This window comes from Dyadobacter sandarakinus (assembly GCF_016894445.1).
In the GTDB taxonomy this organism is placed as follows: Bacteria; Bacteroidota; Bacteroidia; order Cytophagales; family Spirosomataceae; genus Dyadobacter; species Dyadobacter sandarakinus.
Window position 1 is genome coordinate 3,632,475 of sequence record NZ_CP056775.1, and the last position, 18,513, is coordinate 3,650,987.

An 18,513-nucleotide genomic window follows, 5' to 3' on the forward strand; every position below is an offset into this window, starting at 1 on the left:
GGAGAATGTTAAGCCGATGTTAATTAATACTTAACCCGGGAAGAAGCTTGGCTACTGCGCTTCGTTGAAAAAGTAGATCACCAGGAGGAGTACCTCATTGCCTTCAATGCATTTGGGATTGTGGAGTTCGTTGGCATCAAAAAACATGGAATCTCCCTGGCGGAGCACGTATTTGTTTTTACCAACCGTATACTCAACAGCTCCCTGCAGTACATACTTAAACTCCAGTGCATTGGTGCGGACCATCGGCCGCCGCGCGTCCTTCTCAAGCCGGAGCAGCACTACGTCAATGTGGTTGTCTTTGAACTGCTTGCTGAAAATGCGCTGGTAGAAGAAACCCTTCGCATTTTCCTTGGTGAAAGGCTGGTATTCTTCCTTCCGGCGGATGAGGACGTTTTCGCCCGGTGATTTAGAAATGATATCTTTGAAAAAGGCATTCAGGTCGATATCAAGAGCCTGGATGAGCCCCAGCATGACGGGCAGGGACGGGATGGTCCGGCTGTTTTCTATTTGAGAAACCAGGCTTTTGGTCACCCCCGCCTGGTCGGCAATTTCCTGCAATGTTACACCCTTGCCTTTCCTGATCTCTTTCAGCTTGTTGCTGATCTGAAAAAGAATGTCTTCCTGCATACCGCGTTTTTTTGTTTTTCCTTATCGTTCGCCAAAGTCGGCACAAGGTAAATTATATTTTCTGATGAAAGGCATATATATACGCAGAATAGCACAATTCGTCACAATCAAGCCACAGGATCAATGAGTTCTGCCGGCTGATCATTTCCGAGTCTTCCCGGATCAGATTTTAGGTTCATTGCCGGCCATGCTTAATCCGATCTGACTAGGCGGAGCGTAGCCTTTATAGGTTTATCTAAGCGTCGACTCCACCAGTAAAGTGCTCATACGATTCAAAAACGGGGTTCATTTGTAAAGAAAGTCTGTTGAGATCAAAAAGAAGCCCTCAAAGCATGTCCTCACGGATGGGTTTTGAGGGCTTCTCGTATTGTAGCAAAGTGGAAATCAGCTACACGGCGTACTGCTTTTTAGCATTAAAATCACGTAAAGGCTAGGCCGTGATGCGGAATGGCAAGCCGGTCTTTGAGTACTACCTTAAAGATCATCTGGGCAACATCCGCATCGTTTTTGATCAGAAAGGGAATGTGTTGCAGCGGACGGATTATTATCCTTTTGGGCTGAGTATTAACCGAGACGGGGCTTCGCAGAAGGTCAGGAATGGGGTGAACAGGTATTTGTATAATGGCAAGGAGTTACAGTCGGGAGCGAGTATCTGGATTATGGGGCCAGGTTCTATATGCACGAGATTGGGCGGTAGAATGGGGTCGATCCGATGGACGAGAAAACTTTGATTTTCAGCCCTTTTACCTATGGCAACAACAACCCAATTAGTATGGTTGATAAAGATGGCAGGTATGCTGTCTCCGTCCATTATGACATCACTTACCAAGCCTTACTAAACCTGTCTTAACACAAAAATATTTAAATGATCTCTAGCTGATTGTACAATTAGAAGAAGCTGTAAGTCGGGAGTGGGTACCTGGATTGTAGAGCCAGGATGTATATGCCCGAGATCAGGCCGGGGAATGAGGTGGATCCGATGGCGGAGAAGCGCTTCTGAGCCGCCCTACAATCATATCGGCAACAATCCTGCATCCAATATCGACCTCTTTGGTTTAGATTGATTTAAGACAACCGACTGAACCATCCAATTGCCCCCAATATGAAAAGCAGAAAAGATGTGGTTTTAGGCCAGAATTATCTAGAAAATATATGCCTTTGATCTCGGAAGTGCACAACTATCCTTTGCCCCCAACCAAACACCTTCAGTATCAGAGCTCGTGATGGAAAAATCAAAATAAAATATGGAAATACTAAGGTTTTATTGAAAATAAGCTTACACCAAGACATATACGCCATCTTTACTTCTGCATAAACCAATAATTACAGTAGGACAGCAAGCAAAATCATTTATATTTGGTAAGACAATCCTTGCCCTGACGACACATGACCGGTTTCGAGAGCTTTTCCGATGAGGAACTGACCGCCCTGATGCAGCGCGGAGAGTACGGTGCTTTTGATGAAATATATAACCGCTACTGGGACAAGCTGTATTATACCGCTCACCGCATTGTGAAGTCTGCCGAAGTGGCCGAGGAGGTTACGCAGGATACGTTTATGCTGTTCTGGATCAAGCGGAATACGCTGCATATTCAGTCCCTCAAACCCTATCTGGCCGCCATGCTGCGGTATGAAACGTACCGGCACCTGGCCAAGTCTAGGCAGCTGCCCGAGGTAAGTACCGAGCTCGCAACCGAGCTGTCTGTATCCATTGACCAGGAAATTGAGGACCGGCTGCTGATCGAGATGATCACCGACGTCAGCAACCGCCTGCCCGAAAAATGCAGGCTTGTATTCCAGTACAGCAAGTTGCAGGACCGTCCGCTGAAAGACATCTGCGAAGAACTTCAGATCTCACCCAAAACTGCCGAAGCCCACCTGACCAAAGCCCTCAGGGTAGTTCGTGCAAGCTTGGCAGGCGCCATGCATCTTCTTTTACAGATTCTCATTTTCGCAAAATTGTAAGCGGGTTTTTTATCAAAGAAAAAATTTTTGTTTTGAACTAAGGGGTTTTTACTCCTGATCTCCTCTATGCATTCAAAAGGCATAAACCCTATGCAATGACACAGGACTACATCAGGATCATCGCCCGGAAATTTCTGGAAGGGACTGCCACGGAGGAGGAAAAGCTGCTGCTGCACCAATGGTACGACCGGAACGGGCAGGATGAGAGCGAGCCCGAGATTGTGCTGACACGCCAGGACGAACATGCTGCCGATGTCAAAGCACGCATGTTTGCGAACATTCAGGACATGCAGCAGCACCGCGCCCGCAAATGGTGGCAAGCCGGCAGCGTGTGGCTATGGGGTGCAGCGGCGGCCATGCTGCTCATCACGGTGTTTTTCCGGATTACCGGGCACCAGTCGGCCAGCGAAGCCATGTGCGTCGTACATGCGCCCCTCGGTAAAACATTGCGCATCACTCTGCCCGACAGCTCGCGGGTGTGGCTCAATGCAGGATCAAGCCTGATGTACCCCCGCAACTTTTCATCACAAACGAGAGAGGTGGTACTGAAAGAGGGACAGGCATTCTTTGATATTGTCCATGTATCGGCCAGGCCATTTGTTGTACATGCCAAAACACTCAACATCACAGTACTGGGCACTTCTTTCGACGTAAAGGCTTACCGGAATGATCCCGATATCAAAGTGACCGTAAAAACCGGAAAAGTAGGCGTTACCCTGCGTGACGAGCCTGGCCGGCCGGCTGTAATGCTGCTACCCGCCGAGCAGGCTGTTGTTCCCGAAAAGAGCGCTGAAGTACGGGTGAGTGAGGTCAGCAAACCTGCTATAGCACCCTGGAAAGATAACCGGCTCGTATTTGAGGATGAGCTGCTCTCGGAGGTTTTTCATGCATTGGAAAGAAAATACAACCAGCACATCGTGATTGAAAATACCATGCTGCCGGCAGAAAGAATTACCCTGACGCTGGACAACCAGCCCGTAGCGGACGTCCTGAAAGTCCTGAGCTTTTCTAAAAAATTCAATTACTCACAGCTAAATGACAGTACGATTGTGATCAGATAAAAGGCAAAGAAGTTACCGGCGGGCTTTCCAGGAAGGCTGGCTGAAGAGTACCGGGAACAATGCGAATGTCCCCGGCATCTTTTGATTTTCCGCTGCTGTGCAATGCTTGGAACCATGAACAGTCAGTACGGAGGAGTTTAACGCTTAACCATTAAACATCAGACAAATATGGTGAAATATTACCATAGGGGGATCCCCTTATTCAAAAAATTCATGCGCATTTCCTCGCTTATTCTTGGCCTTAAACTGCTCAGTTCGGCTCTGCTGCTGGCGGGAACCAGCGAAGCCCAGCACATCAGCATGGACGTCCGCCAGACGCGTGTCAGGACTGTTTTTAAACAAATAGAAGCCCAGACGGGACTCACTTTTGCATTCGACGAAAAGCTCATCCGCAAAGCGCCTGAGGTCACCTTGTACGCCCCGGAATCTTCTGTCCCCGAAATCCTGAAAATGATTGAAAAGCAAACCTCCCTGGAATTCAGGCAGGTGGGTAAAATGATCGGGGTAACGGAACGATTGACAGCAGCCGAACAACCGGAAATTCAGAATGCTGTTGGTGAGCGCATGGTACGTACGGTAAAAGGTAAAGTAACTGACGAGAAAGGAGAAGCGCTGCCCTCTGTTTCCATCCGTTTAAAAGGGACCAGTAATGGTACCATGAGCGACGTGGATGGTAATTACAGCATTGAGGTAACCGGGGACGAATCCATTTTGATTTACAGCTTCATCGGCTTTGTGGGCCAGGAAATCATGGTAGGATCCCGCTCTACGGTCGATATCCGCATGGATCCTGACGTGTCCACGCTCTCAGAGGTGGTTGTAACCGGATACGGAGCCCAGCGCAAGAAAGACCTGATCGGTGCCGTATCGGTAGTAGATGTGGAACAGCTGAAACAAACCACGGATGCACAGGTAACCAATCAGCTGCAGGGACGTGCTTCGGGCGTGACTGTGGTCAGCTCCGGCCAGCCGGGCGATGCTCCCCAGGTACGCATCCGCGGACTTAATACATTCGGGAACAACAATCCGCTTTACGTGGTCGACGGGGTACCTACTACCTCCATCACCGACCTCAATACCAATGACATTGCCAGCATGCAGGTATTGAAAGATGCAGGCTCGGCATCTATTTACGGTTCGCGGGCTGCCAATGGTGTCATCATTATTACTACTAAAAAAGGTAAGGATAAGGTAAAAGTAAATTACAGCGCGTGGTTTGGTATGCAGACACCGCCCCGGGGGAACGTCTGGAACACGCTTTCTCCCCAGGAGCAGGCCGAACTGAAATTCAGGGTGCAGCGCAACTCGGGACTGAGCGTAGGCGACGACCAGTATGGTTACGGAGCCTCTCCCGTACTGCCCGACTATATCCTTCCTACCGGCGCCAAAGAAGGAGACCCGGCTACCAACCCTGACCTTTACTACGTCAACCCGAACTACACTTCGGTAGATGACTTCAACACATTTAACCAGATCGTCAAAGCCAATAAGGCCGGAACAGACTGGTTTCATGAAATTTTCAAACCGACACCTTCCACGAGTCATAACCTGTCGCTCAGCGGCGGAAGTGACCAGGGCAGCTACCTGTTTTCTATGAACTATTTCAACCAGCAAGGTGCGCTGACCAATACTTACCTCAAACGCTATACCCTGCGTTCAAACAGTCAGTATAACATTGGAAAGCACATACGCATCGGTGAAAATCTGGCCTACTCTATTTCCGATAATCCGAAATCCAGTACTTCCGACGGAGGCTCAGCCATTGCATTTTCTTTCCGCATGCAGCCGATCGTACCTGTGTACGACATCATGGGCAACTACGCGGGCAGCCGGGCGACGGGTATGGGAGATGCATTTAACCCGGTAGCCATGCGTGATCGTACACGATATGATAAAGGTCTGGATAACCGGCTCTTCGGGAATGTTTTTGCAGAAGTGGACCTTTTCAAAGACTTTACTTTCAGGACCAGCTTCGGAGGGGAAAATTACTCGGGCCGCTGGAACTCGTTTGCATTTCCAAGCTATGAAAACAAGGAAAACAGCAACACCAATACCTACTCGGAAGGCTCGTACAGCGGATTTAACTGGACCTGGACCAACATCCTGACGTTCCACCGGTCATTTGGAAAACACGAGCTGACCGTGACGGCCGGTACCGAAGCTTACAACAACCGCTACAATGAAGTGGGCGGCAGTACACAGGGATACTTTTCTTTTGACCCTAACTACATGACGCTGAATACCGGCTCAGGTACCAGGAGCAACTACAGCAGCCGCTCTACCGACGCGCTTTACTCACTGATCAGCAGGGTCGATTACATTTTTAATGACAAATACCTCCTGGGCGGAATCCTGCGCCGCGACGGCTCTTCCAAGTTCATAAACAAGCGTTACGGTTACTTCCCGGCGGTGAGTGCGGGTTGGCGGATCTCCAAGGAAGACTTCATGCAGTCGGTTCCCTGGATTGACGACCTGAAAATCCGGGCAAACTATGGTGTGATGGGCAACCAGATCAACGTAGGCAATGGAAATGCATTTACGACCTACACCTCCAATCGCCGCAGTTCCTACTATGATCTGGGCGGAACAAGCGGAAACGGCGCGGTGGAAGGATTTGAGAGAAGCCAGATCGGCAACCCGAATGCGGTATGGGAAAAGGATATCAGTACCAACATCGGGATTGATGCTACATTTTTCAAAGGAAAGCTGGATCTCATCGCCGACTATTACATCAAGGATATCAAAGACCTGCTCTTCAATCCGTCGCTGATCGGCACGGCCGGCGGGGGTGCGGTACCTTTTGTAAATATTGGTCAGATGAAAAACAAAGGGATCGACCTGCAGCTGAACTCGAAGTTCGACATCGGCCGCGACCTGAAACTGAATGCAACGCTGACTTTCACGAGCTACAACAACAAAATCCTGCAAGTAACGAATAACACCAATTATTTTGACCTGGAAGGCCGCGGCTTTGACGGCGCATCTATTGTCCGCAACCGCGTAGGAAATTCCATCGGGCAGTTCTTCGGCTATAAAGTGACCGGTTTCTGGAACTCTCAGGAAGAAATTGCTGCAGCCAATGCGCAGGCCGCCCAGCAAACAGGCAATGCAGATGCTGTGTACCAGGAAGGTGCAGGCGTGGGGAGGTTCCGTTATGAGAACATCAATGGTGACGGGCAGATTACCGCTGCCGACCGGCAGATGCTGGGCAACCCCAATCCTGATTTCAGCTACGGGCTCAATCTTGCATTCAACTACAAGCAACTGGATCTCAGCATTTTCTTCTACGGTGTACAAGGCAATCAGATCTGGAATCAGACGCGATGGTGGAGCGATTTTAATTCGTCGCGCTCAGGGGCAAAAAGCAAAACAGCTTTGTATGATTCGTGGACGCCTGAAAACCACAATGCCAAAGCCCCGATCCAGGAGAATTCAAGCTCATTCAGCACCATCAATGTACCCAACTCTTATTTCGTAGAGGACGGATCGTACCTGCGCGCCAAGAATGTGCAGCTGGGCTACACGCTGGCGCCTTCGTTCCTGAAAAAAGTGAAAATGCAGCAGCTGCGCTTCTACCTGCAGGCGACCAACCTGTTTACGATCACTAAATACTCAGGCCTGGATCCCGAAGTGAGCCGCAATACCGGCGGAAGTCCGATCGTGTTCGGGATTGACGAGGGCTCTTACCCGACGTCCAGGCAGTACACAGTGGGTCTGAATCTTACTTTTTAAATAATATCTGCAAAGCGATATGAGAATGTACACAAGATATATGGCTGCCCTGCTGCTGACAGGCTGCCTGCTGCAAAGCTGCCAGGATGATTTTCTGGACAAACCGGTACAGGGTGTGCTGGGTGATGAGGTACTGGCCAATGCAAAAGGAATAGACGGTCTGCTGACGGGTGCCTACGCTGCGCTCGACGGGCAGGGTGACTTTACAGGCGGAAACGGCTGGGAGTCGCCACCCGACAACTGGATCTACGGCGCAATTACCGGAGGCGAAGCCCATAAAGGCAGCGACGGCGGCGACCAGACGCCCATCAATGCGATTGCTACTTTCGCCAGCGGCGCAGACAATGGTTTTTTCAATACCAAATGGAAGGCCTTGTACGAAGGGGTTACCCGGGCCAATACTGTGCTGCGGGTACTGAAATCGCTGAATGATATGCCAGCCGAAGAGAAGGCGAACATTGAAGGTCAGGCCCGCTTCCTCCGGGGACATTATTATTTTGAGCTGAAAAAAATGTGGAACATGGTGCCGTGGATCGACGAGAACACGACGGACTTCAACCAGCCCAATGATAAGGATATCTGGCCGATGATCGAGGACGATTTTAAGGCTGCTTATGAAAAACTTCCCATGACGCAGAGTCTGGTGGGTCGTGTTAATAAGTGGGCTGCGGGTGCTTATCTCGGCAAAACTTACCTGTATGAGAAAAAATTCGGCGATGCCAAAACGATTTTCACCGAGGTAATTGCCAGCGGCACCACTACGAATGGTTTGAAGTATGACCTGGTATCCTACAAGGATAACTTCGACGCAGCTACCAAGAACAATGCAGAATCGGTATTTGCAATACAAATGGTAGCTAATGACGGAACGCTTGATATTACGAATGCCAATCAGGGCAGTATGCTCAACTTTCCGTATGGTACCGGCGCTCCGTTTGCATGCTGCGGATTTTTCCAGCCGACCCAGATGCTCGTCAACATGTACCGCACCGATGCGAGCGGGCTCCCCTACCTGACCGACTTCAATGCGCATGCCGTCAAAAATGATATGGGCCTGAATTCCGCTGCTGCATTTACGCCTGACGCCGGCACGCTCGATCCGCGCCTGGACTGGACAGTGGGCCGCCGCGGCATTCCGTACCATGACTGGGGATTGTTTCCGGGCATGAACTGGGTTCGTGACCAGCCTTACGGCGGTCCGTATGCACCCAAAAAGAACATTCACCGGCAAAAAAACCAGGAACTTTACGCCGACCTGAGCTCCTGGGCACCGGGTAATGCGATCAACGTACTGGTAATCCGCTTTGCCGACGTGCTGCTCATGGCTGCCGAAGCTGAAGCTAATGCAGGTAGCCTGGCCAAAGCCGAGGAATATGTAAACCGGGTACGGATGCGTGCAGCGGATAAAAGCGGCTGGCTATACAAATATGTGAATGACGGAAATCCGCTTGGCGGGTATTCTGCGGTACCTGCGGCTAACTACGTGATCAAACCTTACCCCGCAGGAACGCTGGCTGCCAAAGGAAAGGATTACGTATTGGGTGCGATTTACTACGAGCGGGGGATTGAGCTGGCCATGGAAGGCCACCGCTTTTTCGACCTGGTACGCTGGGGTATTGCAGAAACGGGTCTGAATGCATTTTTCAACTATGAGTCCAAGATCACGACCGATCTGGCAGGAGCAAAATTCCTCAGTAACCGAAACAGTTACTTCCCCATACCGCAGTACCAGATCGACATGAGTATGTCAGGCGGAGCGCCGCTTTTGAAACAGAATCCGGGGTATAACTAGTTTTTTTTCAAAAGATGAATACATTGAAAAAGCCTCCGCAACGATTGCGGAGGCTTTTTCAATGCCCCTTGGCGAACCTGGCCTATTTATCAAGCCTGTAAGCTTTTTTTCTCAAAATGACTTTACTTGGTTTCTTAGATTGTTATTAACACAGTCTGAAAGCTCATTTTGCACTTTCATGATTTTAAGTAAATCATGCATTGCATCTAAGTTATCGAGCCTCATCAAAAATCGGTGTTCAAATGTCGAAAGTAGAAGCAAACAGGATTAAGGAAATCTTGAATGAGCAAGGGCGAAGTCAGGCATGGCTGGCTGAAAAGCTGGAAAAAAGTTATGTTGTTGTTACAAACTACTGCAACAACAACGCACAGCCTAGCATTGAGGTACTAAGGCGAATTGCTTACATTTTGGATGTTGACGTAAGAGAATTGCTGGTCAAGACAAAGCCATAAAAACTCGCCGGTCTTTCTGGCATTAAGCCATTTTTTTCTTCACAGGGGAAGGATACTTTTCGATTGTCTCAGCCATCCGCAAGGTTTTGCGAACAATATTGCTGGCCGCTGTATTTTCCCGGACGAGAGTCGGTTCATGAGATTTTGAAACAGCGCGGTTAATCTTTTGAGCAGTTGACATAGCACAAATGTTTGTATTGAATTTACCACTAATACTTTAATAACAAAAATGCGTCGAAATTAACACCTCTCCGGAACTTAATAAAACCTCCGTGGATGCCGCGTACAAGACCATAAATCGCTAAGGCAGGTGGTAGCTGGTCAATGACTTTTGCAATTTCTCTTTGATAAAGCCTCGTTCTCGCAGGCGTGCTTCCCTCCGCATACAGTTCAAGCTCCGGATATTCAGCAAGAAAGTTGACCGCAATCGCCGCAACCGTTGCAAGAATATGTTGCATATCGCCATTCCTAGTTTCAATAAAATCGTCAATGCCTTCGTCTTTAAAAACGCCAAAGCCAAGATTGCATCGGGCTTTATTCACCTGCTGCTTTGAGCGTGTGATAAGTACTCTCAACTCAAATCGTCCGTTTCTCCCTTCACTGCAAAATTTCCAGGCGCCCAGAACATCGATAAGATTGAAATGTTCGGGGTACTCACGAGGATCAACAATTGTGACAGGGTACTTATGCAAGGTCATAGGCTGCCGGTTTAAACCGGCAGCAAAGCTCTTAAATCCGCTTCAACTCCGGGTCGTAGAAGCTGCGCCATACGCGGATCGTTTCTTCAGTGGTCTCAGGTGGGGACGAAAGGTACTCTTTGATTTTTATGAGGTTTTCGGATGCAACATCCTTTACCGCGTATTTAACAAGATCCACCAGCAGCTTGTCGATTACCGATGTGCCCGTTTTCCAGTTCTTATCGTATTTCTCAAACCATTCTTCATTGAGAAAAACCACTCCGGAGTATCTGTAAACGTCTGAAAAACCAAATGCGTCGATCACGATCGGCTCTGTGGGCCACTCTGCGTCGAGCTCCTTGTCGCTGAACTTCTCCCGGCCGTCGCCGAGCAATGCAATAAACCTGAACTGTTTCATTATAGCTGTTAAATTAAGGGACTTGCCAATTTAAACGTTCTGTAAAACTTTCATACCGCGCGACGCCTGAAAACTTGCCTACCTTTGCAGGGTATAACCAAGATAAGCATGATTACGATTTCCCGCCTCCCGCTCATTGAAAGTGCCGAACAATTTTATGCTGCCGGCATGATCCTTCTGGTTGATGCACTTTTTGTAGGTGATACGCCCCGCAACATGCGCGAGCTGATCAAAACCAGGTACGGAGGATTTATCTATAACAAGCAGACCTACATTCCCATTACCCTCACAGGTACCCCCGAAAGCCTGCTTGCCAATGCCGGCAAGCCGATTCATTTTAAGTTTGACCGTGGTTTTGAAAATTATTATGCCTTTGACGGCAACCTGGAAGCGGCGATCTGGCACAAAAAGCTCTACGACATTACCACCTATATGGGTTTGCAGGAGATTGTCTTCGAGCGTGAAGAAGCATTTATTACAGAAAGGTACCTCGAAAATCACCGCGAATTTCCCCAATCGACCGAATCCCTGCTGACACCCGTCAACAAGGCAACTACGATCGGCACAAAAGCCCTGACCGGCTTCAAGCCTGTAAGAAAGCGCTGAGTTTTGCGGAGAATAAATTAGCTAATCTCCGCAGAAATACGGAGATTAGGCTGTATAATCTCCGCATATGCCGCAGTACATCTATCAGAAAAAAGACTGGCCTGCATTCAAATGGGATACGGCACGCCTGTCCCCCATGCTGGCTGAGCTGCGTTTTGTTCAGGGTAAGATCATCGGGCAGATGAACGCAATGGGTTTTTCGGTAAGATCAGATGCTGTGCTGAAAACGCTGACCCAGGATGTACTCAAATCCACTGAGATCGAGGGCGAAATACTGAATCCGGAACAGGTCAGATCCTCCATAGCCAGGCGGCTGGGACTGGATGCAGCAGGCCTCATACCTGCCGACCGTAACGTGGAAGGTGTGGTGGAAATGATGCTGGATGCTACGCAGAACTATACCGTGCCCCTTACCAAAGACCGGCTTTTCGGCTGGCAGTCATCTTTGTTCCCGTCAGGCCGCAGCGGCATGTATCAAATTATGGTCGGCAAATGGCGCGATAACGAGAAAGGCCCCATGCAGGTAGTATCCGGACCTATGGGACGTGAAACTGTGCATTTTGAAGCACCTGATGCTTCCATGCTTGATACTGAAATGCAGGTTTTTCTAGACTGGTTTAACACTGAAACTACCATTGATCCCATAATCAAATCGGGTATTGCACATTTGTGGTTTGTAACACTTCACCCATTTGACGACGGAAATGGACGCATTGCGCGGGCGATTGCGGATATGCAGCTGGCCCGGGCCGAGGACAGTCCGGAGCGGTTTTACAGCATGTCCGCGCAGATCCGCCAGCAACGAAGTGAGTATTATTCCATTTTGGAAAAAACACAAAAAGGAACACTCGACATTACCGAGTGGCTGAAATGGTACCTGGCGTGCATGCGCGATGCCATGAAGCACACGGAGGAAACATCGGCAGCGGTTGTGAAACGTGTCCAGTTTTGGGATAAGCATGCAGAAACTCCCATGAGTGACCGGCAGCGCCGGATGATCAACAGGATGCAGGAGGATTTTGTTGGCAAACTGACGTCATCCAAATGGGCAAAAATGATGAAATGCTCACAGGATACGGCCAGCCGTGACATTCAGGACCTGGTTACAAAAGGTATTCTGGAAAAAGAGGCGGCCGGCGGGAGGAGTACCAATTACCGGCTCATTATCTGAGCACCGCCTTTTTCAATGCTTTTCCCCAGAACTTGCCGAGTATGGCTACGCCCTCTTCGTTGGGGTGGAGAAAAAATACGCCCTGCTGACCATTTTCCGGCTTAAACAGTTTTTCTGCGCGCTTTTTGAAATACTTATATGCCTTCGTATCTCCCTTGAACACACGTCCGGGCTGGGCAGACTTGTATTCGGAGGTCAATGCGTCAATTTCTGGAATGTAGCTGTTGAGCCTTTCGAGACCTTCGGCAAGATAGCTGGAACTATTGTAGGTATTGGTACTGTACCAGATCGGATGATGGATCACGACCTTGCTGCCCGGGTACCTACCAAGCAGCTCATCCACGATCGTCTTCACATTTGCCTTGTACTTTTCTTTGGAAACCGGCGATCCGTTCGGACCCTGGATTGCACTGTCGTTGGTGCCAAGCTTCATGGAAAACACGAGCTGATGATCTTTCATTTTAAAGAGACTGTCGGCGGCTTGTGTGGCCAAGGCAAAGTATCTTCCGCTTCCCGGCAGCCAGTCTACCGTGGTAGAGCCGCTGCGGCCTGCGTTTACAAATGCAACATCCTCCACACCTTTTTGTTTTTTCAGGTAATTAACTGCATGTGTGGGAGGTGGGAAACCATTGTCGCCCCCTTTTCCCTGCGTAATGCTGTTGCCGATAAAAACAATGGAAAGCTTTTGCTGTGCCAATGCATTGCAAACGATCAGCAGGGAGAGGATAAAGGTTGTAAAAATGGTTTTCATGCGGATCGGGAGTTTGTGTTGAATGCTACCGGTAGTTTTAAATCAAATCAAAAAACACCTGTCAGCACGCTTATACCCTATTTCCTCGAAAGAAGTTGCCGGATTGCGGCAAGATGCGAAACAAGGACGATCGGAACGACCAGCGATGGGAGCAGCAAAAATGGAAAATAAGTGAGGCCGATATTAGGTTGTTTGAATGCAAGTTGCTGGAAGGGAGTTTGAGCCGAGAGGATCGCAATGCTTACGATATTGATCAGTAAAAAAAGGCAAATGACATTCCAGATCAGCAGCAAGCTGTTCCCGGCCGATTTTTTTACAAAAACTAAATAATAGACCACCCCAGCCGATATGCCTGAAAGAATATCAAAATTGCGGCCTTCGAAAGTCATTAAGTCCGGAATCAGCCCCGCAATGAATATATAGTAGAGAACAATCTCTACAGGCAGTCGCACGATATGCAATCGTAAATGCCAAAATACGGGCGGATTTGCCGGAAGCAAGGTAAAACTGTATTCATGCAGGCTGCCCTACTTACCAAATGACAAGAAATCATTTTTTGGCATACTCCTTCCGAATTCTGCTGAGAGAGGTATCCGTCACCCCAAGATATGACGCAATATATTTCAGGGGGAATCTGGAGGCGATTTCTACGGCCCGGTACATTCATCCATCGGAACCGTCTGATGAATGTACCGGGCCAGGGAATTCATATCTACCATAAAGGCTATCAATTAAGAAACCGCCGTACAATCCAGATGACCGCATTCAGCAGTGCGCTGAGGAGCAGCATTGTTGTAATTGGAAAGAAAAATCTGAAATTCTCTTTCTCTACCCGGATATCTCCGGGAAGTCGGCCGAGCCAGTGCAGCTTGTCGCTCAGAAAGTAAATGACAATGCCTGCCAGTACCAGGGCCAGTCCGATCAGTATAATATATTTTCCTGTGGCCTGCGACATATCATACTGGCAAACCCAGTGCAATTTTGATGTGCGCCAAATGGTGCTGTACGTGCCAGGCCGACATGGCCAGTGCCTGCGCCTGCGTTATCCAGATTTTCCGCAGCCCGTGGAAGTAGCTGATGGCCAGTTGCTCGTCTGTGAGCGTGCGCGCAAAAAAAGCGTAGCGGCTGTGTACCCCTTCAAATATCCGCAGTGAATCCTCCACCGGTGCTGCCAGTGAGTCGGCAGCATGCGCCCAGGCATTCATATCTACAAGCGTGGGCTCTTTGTAATCCGGCTCGGTCACGGCCTTTTTAATCCTGAAGTAATGCACAAACTGCAGATCAGCAACATGATGAACGAGCTGGCGGACAGTCCATGCACCTTCGCGGTAAGTCCTGGCGAGGTCCTCATTGTCAAGATCCTGCACCAGGGTGCGGTAGTGCGCAGGCGCGTCTGCAATAATATCTATCAGTGCGGCAACTTCATCGCGGGAATATTGCTCCTGAAGTGCCAGCGGCCCGATGGGGAATCTGGGATCAGTCATTTGGAGAATTTTTTTTAGCCTGAACAAAAACAGCACCTGCAATCAGCGCGAGCAATAAAATGGAGCTCACCAGGTCCACTTTGCTGCCCGCAGTTACTGATACCGGCTCGAAACTGAATTGAATCGTATGCTTACCAGCCGGCACGCGCAAGGCACGCAGCACATAGTTGGCGCGAAGCATGGGGGCCGGTTTTCCGTCGATCGTCACTTTCCACTCGTCCCGCACGTTATAGTAAATTTCGGAGAAAACCGCCAGGCCCTCGCCTGATGCATTGCTTTCATACACCAGCTCATTGGGCTTATAGCTGATCAGGCTGATTTTGGCTGTGGAGTCGGGTTTGAGGACAAGTCCCTTGAGCACGGCAGCAAAGCGCTGGTCGAGCACAGCTTCTTCCCGCGGCCGGAGTGAATCCAGCGCGCGCATTTCGGCATCTGCATTGGGGACAATGCGGTAGCTGCTCACAAACCATGCATGTCCCAATGCCTGCGGATTGGGCTGAACCAGCTTGTTGCCCTGCTGGTCGGCAGTAATAATATATTTGGTATTCAGCATATTGAGCATACCAGGATTGGCATTCTGCTTGGCAATCTGCCGCTCAAACAACTCCTGGTAGCGCCTCAGCTTGGCACCATGGTACCCCCCGATGGATTTATGGAAATAGGATGCCTCCGCACTTTGAAACGGAGAGGTGGAAGCATCAAGTACTTTGTAATCCGGGTCGGGATCTTTGAGTATCTGCTCGTCGGCCGGCGACGGGGTGGTAGGCCCCTGGGCTGCATAGCTTCCTACAAAATCGTCACTGTTAAGGTACCGTTTGTCAATACCAAAAAGATCGAAGATGACCAGTAAGAGCAATACCGTGTAAAATGCCACCGGTTTTACCTTATTTTTCATCCAAAACCACACAAGCCCGGCTGTAAGCAGCACAAAAATCAGGCTGCGCAATGCATCCGCTTTCATCAAGCCCACTCTGTCCTCAACAATTGAACTCATGATTTGCTGCGCAAAAACCTTATCCCCGGTCTGCTGTGCAAACTGTTCTGTAAAGGCAGGATCATTGGCAGATTGAAAGCTGAAAAACACTGAAGGCATCAGGGCAAGCAGCAGCGTGATCACGACCATGATCCCGGAAGAGATCAGAAACGGACGCTGGAAATCGTTCCAACTCACTCTTTTCTGCACGAGGGCTGCCAATCCCATCATACCGATCAGTACCATCAACATCTGCACCAGTGACACAACCATCGTCATTGCACGGAACTTGTTGAACATCGGAAAGTAATCGAAGAACAAGTAATTAAGGGAGGCGAAGTTTTTGCCAAGTGCCCACACAATATAGAGCAGCACCACGCCGGCGGCCCAGTATTTTACCGGACTCTTGATAATAAAAAGACCCAGTATAAAGAGAAAAACTACAATGACACTGGCATAGTTGGGGCCACCCATAATGGGCTGTTCTCCCCAATAGAGTGGTTTTTGCTGTAAAAAGCTCAATGCAGCAGCGGGTTCCACACCGCGGGTAGTGAGCGTTTTGTAAGTCTCGGAAGTATTGCCCAGCGGACCATACGAAGTACCACCATATGCATTCGGTATGATCAAGGTCAGCAGCTCGCCGACTCCGTAGCTGTATGCAAAAGCATAATCCTTGCCCAGACCGCTGCCTTCCGTAGCTGCCTGCGCCTGGGGATCAGCAGCAAGCTCGGACTTACCGCGGATGGTTTCCTTGGTATAATCATACGCATTCCAAAGACGTGTTGTGTGCGTTCCAACAGAAATGATAGCAGCAAACAACAAGCCTCCGAGTATAGGTACAAGTGCCTTAGCCTTACCGCTCCGGATGAACAAAATGCTTTCCAGCACCACAAGAATCACAATACCGATACCCAGGTAGTAGGTGATCTGCACATGGTTTGCATAAAGCTCCAGAGAAAGGAATAAGGCTGTAAGTGCTGCACCAGCCAGCCAGTTTTTCCGAAATGCAAGCAATACGCCCGCAAGTACTCCGGGAGCGTACATCACGGCAATTACCTGTGATACGTGCCCTGCCTCAAGATTGATGACGTTGAAAGCCGAAAAAGCGAAAGCAACTCCTCCAATGGCCGAAAGCCATCCGCCTGCTCCCACCACCAGCAGAAGCACGTAGGTACTTACCATGCCGATCAGGAAGTAATTGGCCGGGGCAGGCAGTATCTTATTGACCAGCTGGCCCAGCTTGGTGGAAATGCTCGTCGGATAATCCGCTGCAATCAGGTAGGCTGGCATGCCGGCAAACATGCTGTTGGTCCAGCCTGACCACTCCCCTGTTTGTTTATGGTAATTAAGTACTTCTCTGGCAGCTCCCTGTGCCTGAATGTCGTCGTGCATGTTGAGCTTCTTGCCCTGGAGGGTAGGCGGCACGTATAAAATGGCCAGGATCATGAAGCCGATTACTGCAACCAGGTGCGGCCAGGCACGTTGCCAGGAGATCAGATTTTTCATTGGAGATGGTTAAGCTGGCGGCGTCAAACCGCAGGTTTTTTAACTCAAAACGAAGGTCGGGCCAAATATCACTTTTCCGTAATGAACATTTTTAAAAACCGTCGTTTCAGGTATATTAAATTTATATTAATGGGCGCAAATATATGTGTAATCATATATGTTTGAAGTGTAAATACGTAAACTTAGATCGGCATTTTTTTGACAGAATTAAGAATTGAGTCATATATTTTAAGAAAATACCGGATAAATTTGCGGAAATCATTCCTTTCAAGTTTCAAAGGAACTATACAGAGACAGATCGAAGTAACCCGAAATTAAATGAAAAGAATTGGAGTATTTACCTCAGGAGGAGACGCCCCGGGTATGAACGCCTGTATCAGGGCGGTAGTGCGTGGAGCCGTCTATCACGGTGTTGAAGTTTTTGGAATCAGAAGAGGATATAGCGGAATGATTGCGGGCGACGTCTATAAAATGGAGTCACACTCAGTCAGCAACATAGTACAAAGAGGAGGAACCATTCTCAAATCAGCCCGGAGCAAAGAGTTCATGACTCCCGAGGGCAGAAAAAAAGCATACGACAACCTGATCGACCTGGGCATTGAAGGCCTGGTAGCGATCGGCGGAAACGGTACTTTCACCGGTGCCATGATATTTTGCAATGAATACGGTATCCCGACCGTAGGAGCCCCGGGTACCATTGACAACGACCTTTACGGAACCGATTACACCATCGGATTTGATACCGCGGTAAATACGGCATTAGATGCCATTGACCGCATACGCGACACGGCGAGCTCCCACGACCGCATTTTCTTTATTGAAGTGATGGGCCGTGACTCAGGATACATAGCTGTACAGTCGGGTATTGCCGGCGGTGCCGAGCTCGTGATGGTTCCGGAAGTACTTACCCCGATCTCGGAAGTGGTCGAAATTCTGAAACAGGGATGGAGCCGCTCCAAATCATCTTCCATCATCATTGTAGCGGAAGGCGACGAGGAAGGAAGCGCACAGGAAGTAGCGGATAAAATCAAGGTACAGGTAGACGAAAATGCGGATATCCGTGTAACGACCCTGGGACATACGCAGCGCGGCGGCCAGCCTTCTGCCTATGACCGTATCCTGGCCAGCCGACTGGGACTGGGCGCTGTGGAAGGCCTCATTGCCGGTCAGAAAAGCGTAATGGCGGGTATTGTCAATAATGACCTGGTGTATACGCCGTTTGAAGATACCATCAGACTTCCGAAGCCAATCAGCGAAGACCTGCTGAGAATGGTGAAAATATTGAGCGTGTAGGG

At 49.3% G+C, this 18,513-nt stretch carries 17 protein-coding genes and 1 pseudogene; 8 read left to right on the forward strand and 10 right to left on the reverse strand.

Annotated features, from left to right (window positions below):
• Nucleotides 1-51: 51 nt before the first annotated feature.
• On the reverse strand, nucleotides 52-630 hold the full coding sequence (locus tag HWI92_RS14640) for a helix-turn-helix domain-containing protein (protein WP_204656467.1): 579 nt from the start codon (nucleotides 628-630) through the stop codon (nucleotides 52-54).
• A gap of 1,386 nt (nucleotides 631-2,016) precedes the next feature.
• Here HWI92_RS14640 and HWI92_RS14645 point away from each other — a divergent pair.
• The 5 genes from HWI92_RS14645 to HWI92_RS14665 all read left to right on the forward strand — a co-directional run bounded on the left by HWI92_RS14645 (nucleotide 2,017) and on the right by HWI92_RS14665 (nucleotide 9,632).
• A complete protein-coding gene (locus HWI92_RS14645) occupies nucleotides 2,017-2,595 on the forward strand; it encodes a sigma-70 family RNA polymerase sigma factor (RefSeq protein ID WP_204656469.1) in 579 nt (192 codons plus the stop codon).
• A 95-nt stretch (nucleotides 2,596-2,690) separates the two neighbouring features.
• The gene (locus HWI92_RS14650) at nucleotides 2,691-3,656 is read left to right on the forward strand and encodes a FecR family protein (protein WP_204656471.1); all 966 of its coding nucleotides are present in this window, start codon (nucleotides 2,691-2,693) and stop codon (nucleotides 3,654-3,656) included.
• Nucleotides 3,657-3,869: 213 nt separating this feature from the next.
• The gene (locus HWI92_RS14655; protein ID WP_204656473.1) at nucleotides 3,870-7,388 is read left to right on the forward strand and encodes a SusC/RagA family TonB-linked outer membrane protein; all 3,519 of its coding nucleotides are present in this window, start codon (nucleotides 3,870-3,872) and stop codon (nucleotides 7,386-7,388) included.
• A gap of 25 nt (nucleotides 7,389-7,413) precedes the next feature.
• Entirely contained in the window at nucleotides 7,414-9,180 is a 1,767-nt protein-coding gene (locus HWI92_RS14660) for a RagB/SusD family nutrient uptake outer membrane protein (protein WP_374757876.1), read from the forward strand.
• Between the two features lie 242 nt (nucleotides 9,181-9,422).
• Nucleotides 9,423-9,632, forward strand: coding sequence for a helix-turn-helix transcriptional regulator (locus HWI92_RS14665; RefSeq protein WP_204656477.1), 210 nt, complete (start codon nucleotides 9,423-9,425; stop codon nucleotides 9,630-9,632).
• Between the two features lie 22 nt (nucleotides 9,633-9,654).
• On the opposite strand, the gene HWI92_RS14670 is transcribed toward HWI92_RS14665, so the two are convergent.
• The 3 genes from HWI92_RS14670 to HWI92_RS14680 are packed head-to-tail and all read right to left on the reverse strand — an operon-like array spanning nucleotide 9,655 to nucleotide 10,727.
• Nucleotides 9,655-9,813, reverse strand: coding sequence for a hypothetical protein (locus HWI92_RS14670; protein ID WP_204656479.1), 159 nt, complete (start codon nucleotides 9,811-9,813; stop codon nucleotides 9,655-9,657).
• Between the two features lie 28 nt (nucleotides 9,814-9,841).
• On the reverse strand, nucleotides 9,842-10,330 hold the full coding sequence (locus HWI92_RS14675) for a DUF6934 family protein (protein ID WP_204656481.1): 489 nt from the start codon (nucleotides 10,328-10,330) through the stop codon (nucleotides 9,842-9,844).
• 31 nt (nucleotides 10,331-10,361) lie between these two features.
• A complete protein-coding gene (locus HWI92_RS14680) occupies nucleotides 10,362-10,727 on the reverse strand; it encodes a hypothetical protein (RefSeq protein WP_229247989.1) in 366 nt (121 codons plus the stop codon).
• Between the two features lie 108 nt (nucleotides 10,728-10,835).
• Between HWI92_RS14680 and HWI92_RS14685 the strand changes: the two genes are divergently transcribed.
• Both HWI92_RS14685 and HWI92_RS14690 read left to right on the forward strand, forming a co-directional pair.
• On the forward strand, nucleotides 10,836-11,333 hold the full coding sequence (locus HWI92_RS14685; RefSeq protein WP_204656483.1) for a hypothetical protein: 498 nt from the start codon (nucleotides 10,836-10,838) through the stop codon (nucleotides 11,331-11,333).
• A 67-nt stretch (nucleotides 11,334-11,400) separates the two neighbouring features.
• Nucleotides 11,401-12,504: a Fic family protein gene (locus HWI92_RS14690; protein WP_204656485.1), complete on the forward strand. Its 1,104-nt coding sequence runs from the start codon at nucleotides 11,401-11,403 to the stop codon at nucleotides 12,502-12,504.
• On the opposite strand, the gene HWI92_RS14695 is transcribed toward HWI92_RS14690, so the two are convergent.
• The 6 genes and pseudogenes from HWI92_RS14695 to HWI92_RS14715 all read right to left on the reverse strand — a co-directional run bounded on the left by HWI92_RS14695 (nucleotide 12,497) and on the right by HWI92_RS14715 (nucleotide 17,218).
• A complete protein-coding gene (locus tag HWI92_RS14695; protein ID WP_204656487.1) occupies nucleotides 12,497-13,255 on the reverse strand; it encodes a GDSL-type esterase/lipase family protein in 759 nt (252 codons plus the stop codon). The genes HWI92_RS14690 and HWI92_RS14695 overlap by 8 nt on opposite strands.
• 77 nt (nucleotides 13,256-13,332) lie before the next feature.
• Nucleotides 13,333-13,707, reverse strand: coding sequence for a DUF8737 domain-containing protein (locus HWI92_RS14700; RefSeq protein ID WP_510186000.1), 375 nt, complete (start codon nucleotides 13,705-13,707; stop codon nucleotides 13,333-13,335).
• Between the two features lie 97 nt (nucleotides 13,708-13,804).
• A pseudogene (locus tag HWI92_RS25640) lies at nucleotides 13,805-13,885 on the reverse strand (Crp/Fnr family transcriptional regulator); the annotation flags it as partial.
• A gap of 97 nt (nucleotides 13,886-13,982) precedes the next feature.
• The gene (locus HWI92_RS14705) at nucleotides 13,983-14,210 is read right to left on the reverse strand and encodes a DUF2905 domain-containing protein (RefSeq protein WP_204656491.1); all 228 of its coding nucleotides are present in this window, start codon (nucleotides 14,208-14,210) and stop codon (nucleotides 13,983-13,985) included.
• Between the two features lies 1 nt (nucleotide 14,211).
• On the reverse strand, nucleotides 14,212-14,739 hold the full coding sequence (locus HWI92_RS14710; RefSeq protein WP_204656492.1) for a DinB family protein: 528 nt from the start codon (nucleotides 14,737-14,739) through the stop codon (nucleotides 14,212-14,214).
• The gene (locus HWI92_RS14715; RefSeq protein ID WP_204656494.1) at nucleotides 14,732-17,218 is read right to left on the reverse strand and encodes a glycosyltransferase family protein; all 2,487 of its coding nucleotides are present in this window, start codon (nucleotides 17,216-17,218) and stop codon (nucleotides 14,732-14,734) included. The genes HWI92_RS14710 and HWI92_RS14715 overlap by 8 nt, the downstream gene beginning before the upstream one ends.
• A 318-nt stretch (nucleotides 17,219-17,536) precedes the next feature.
• On the opposite strand from HWI92_RS14715, the gene pfkA reads away from it, so the two are divergent.
• The gene (gene pfkA / locus HWI92_RS14720; RefSeq protein WP_204656503.1) at nucleotides 17,537-18,511 is read left to right on the forward strand and encodes a 6-phosphofructokinase; all 975 of its coding nucleotides are present in this window, start codon (nucleotides 17,537-17,539) and stop codon (nucleotides 18,509-18,511) included.
• The last annotated feature ends 2 nt before the right edge of the window (nucleotides 18,512-18,513 follow it).

Coding starts and splice junctions, on each gene's coding strand:
- pfkA (WP_204656503.1), top strand. CDS start 17,537: ATGAAAAGAATTGGAGTATTTACCTCAGGAGGAGACGCCCCGGGTATG.
- HWI92_RS14665 (WP_204656477.1), top strand. CDS start 9,423: ATGTCGAAAGTAGAAGCAAACAGGATTAAGGAAATCTTGAATGAGCAA.
- HWI92_RS14685 (WP_204656483.1), top strand. CDS start 10,836: ATGATTACGATTTCCCGCCTCCCGCTCATTGAAAGTGCCGAACAATTT.
- HWI92_RS14675 (WP_204656481.1), bottom strand. CDS start 10,330: ATGACCTTGCATAAGTACCCTGTCACAATTGTTGATCCTCGTGAGTAC.
- HWI92_RS14650 (WP_204656471.1), top strand. CDS start 2,691: ATGACACAGGACTACATCAGGATCATCGCCCGGAAATTTCTGGAAGGG.
- HWI92_RS14640 (WP_204656467.1), bottom strand. CDS start 630: ATGCAGGAAGACATTCTTTTTCAGATCAGCAACAAGCTGAAAGAGATC.
- HWI92_RS14655 (WP_204656473.1), top strand. CDS start 3,870: ATGCGCATTTCCTCGCTTATTCTTGGCCTTAAACTGCTCAGTTCGGCT.
- HWI92_RS14660 (WP_374757876.1), top strand. CDS start 7,414: ATGTACACAAGATATATGGCTGCCCTGCTGCTGACAGGCTGCCTGCTG.
- HWI92_RS14710 (WP_204656492.1), bottom strand. CDS start 14,739: ATGACTGATCCCAGATTCCCCATCGGGCCGCTGGCACTTCAGGAGCAA.
- HWI92_RS14680 (WP_229247989.1), bottom strand. CDS start 10,727: ATGAAACAGTTCAGGTTTATTGCATTGCTCGGCGACGGCCGGGAGAAG.
- HWI92_RS14690 (WP_204656485.1), top strand. CDS start 11,401: ATGCCGCAGTACATCTATCAGAAAAAAGACTGGCCTGCATTCAAATGG.
- HWI92_RS14670 (WP_204656479.1), bottom strand. CDS start 9,813: ATGTCAACTGCTCAAAAGATTAACCGCGCTGTTTCAAAATCTCATGAA.
- HWI92_RS14645 (WP_204656469.1), top strand. CDS start 2,017: ATGACCGGTTTCGAGAGCTTTTCCGATGAGGAACTGACCGCCCTGATG.
- HWI92_RS14705 (WP_204656491.1), bottom strand. CDS start 14,210: ATGTCGCAGGCCACAGGAAAATATATTATACTGATCGGACTGGCCCTG.
- HWI92_RS14715 (WP_204656494.1), bottom strand. CDS start 17,218: ATGAAAAATCTGATCTCCTGGCAACGTGCCTGGCCGCACCTGGTTGCA.
- HWI92_RS14695 (WP_204656487.1), bottom strand. CDS start 13,255: ATGAAAACCATTTTTACAACCTTTATCCTCTCCCTGCTGATCGTTTGC.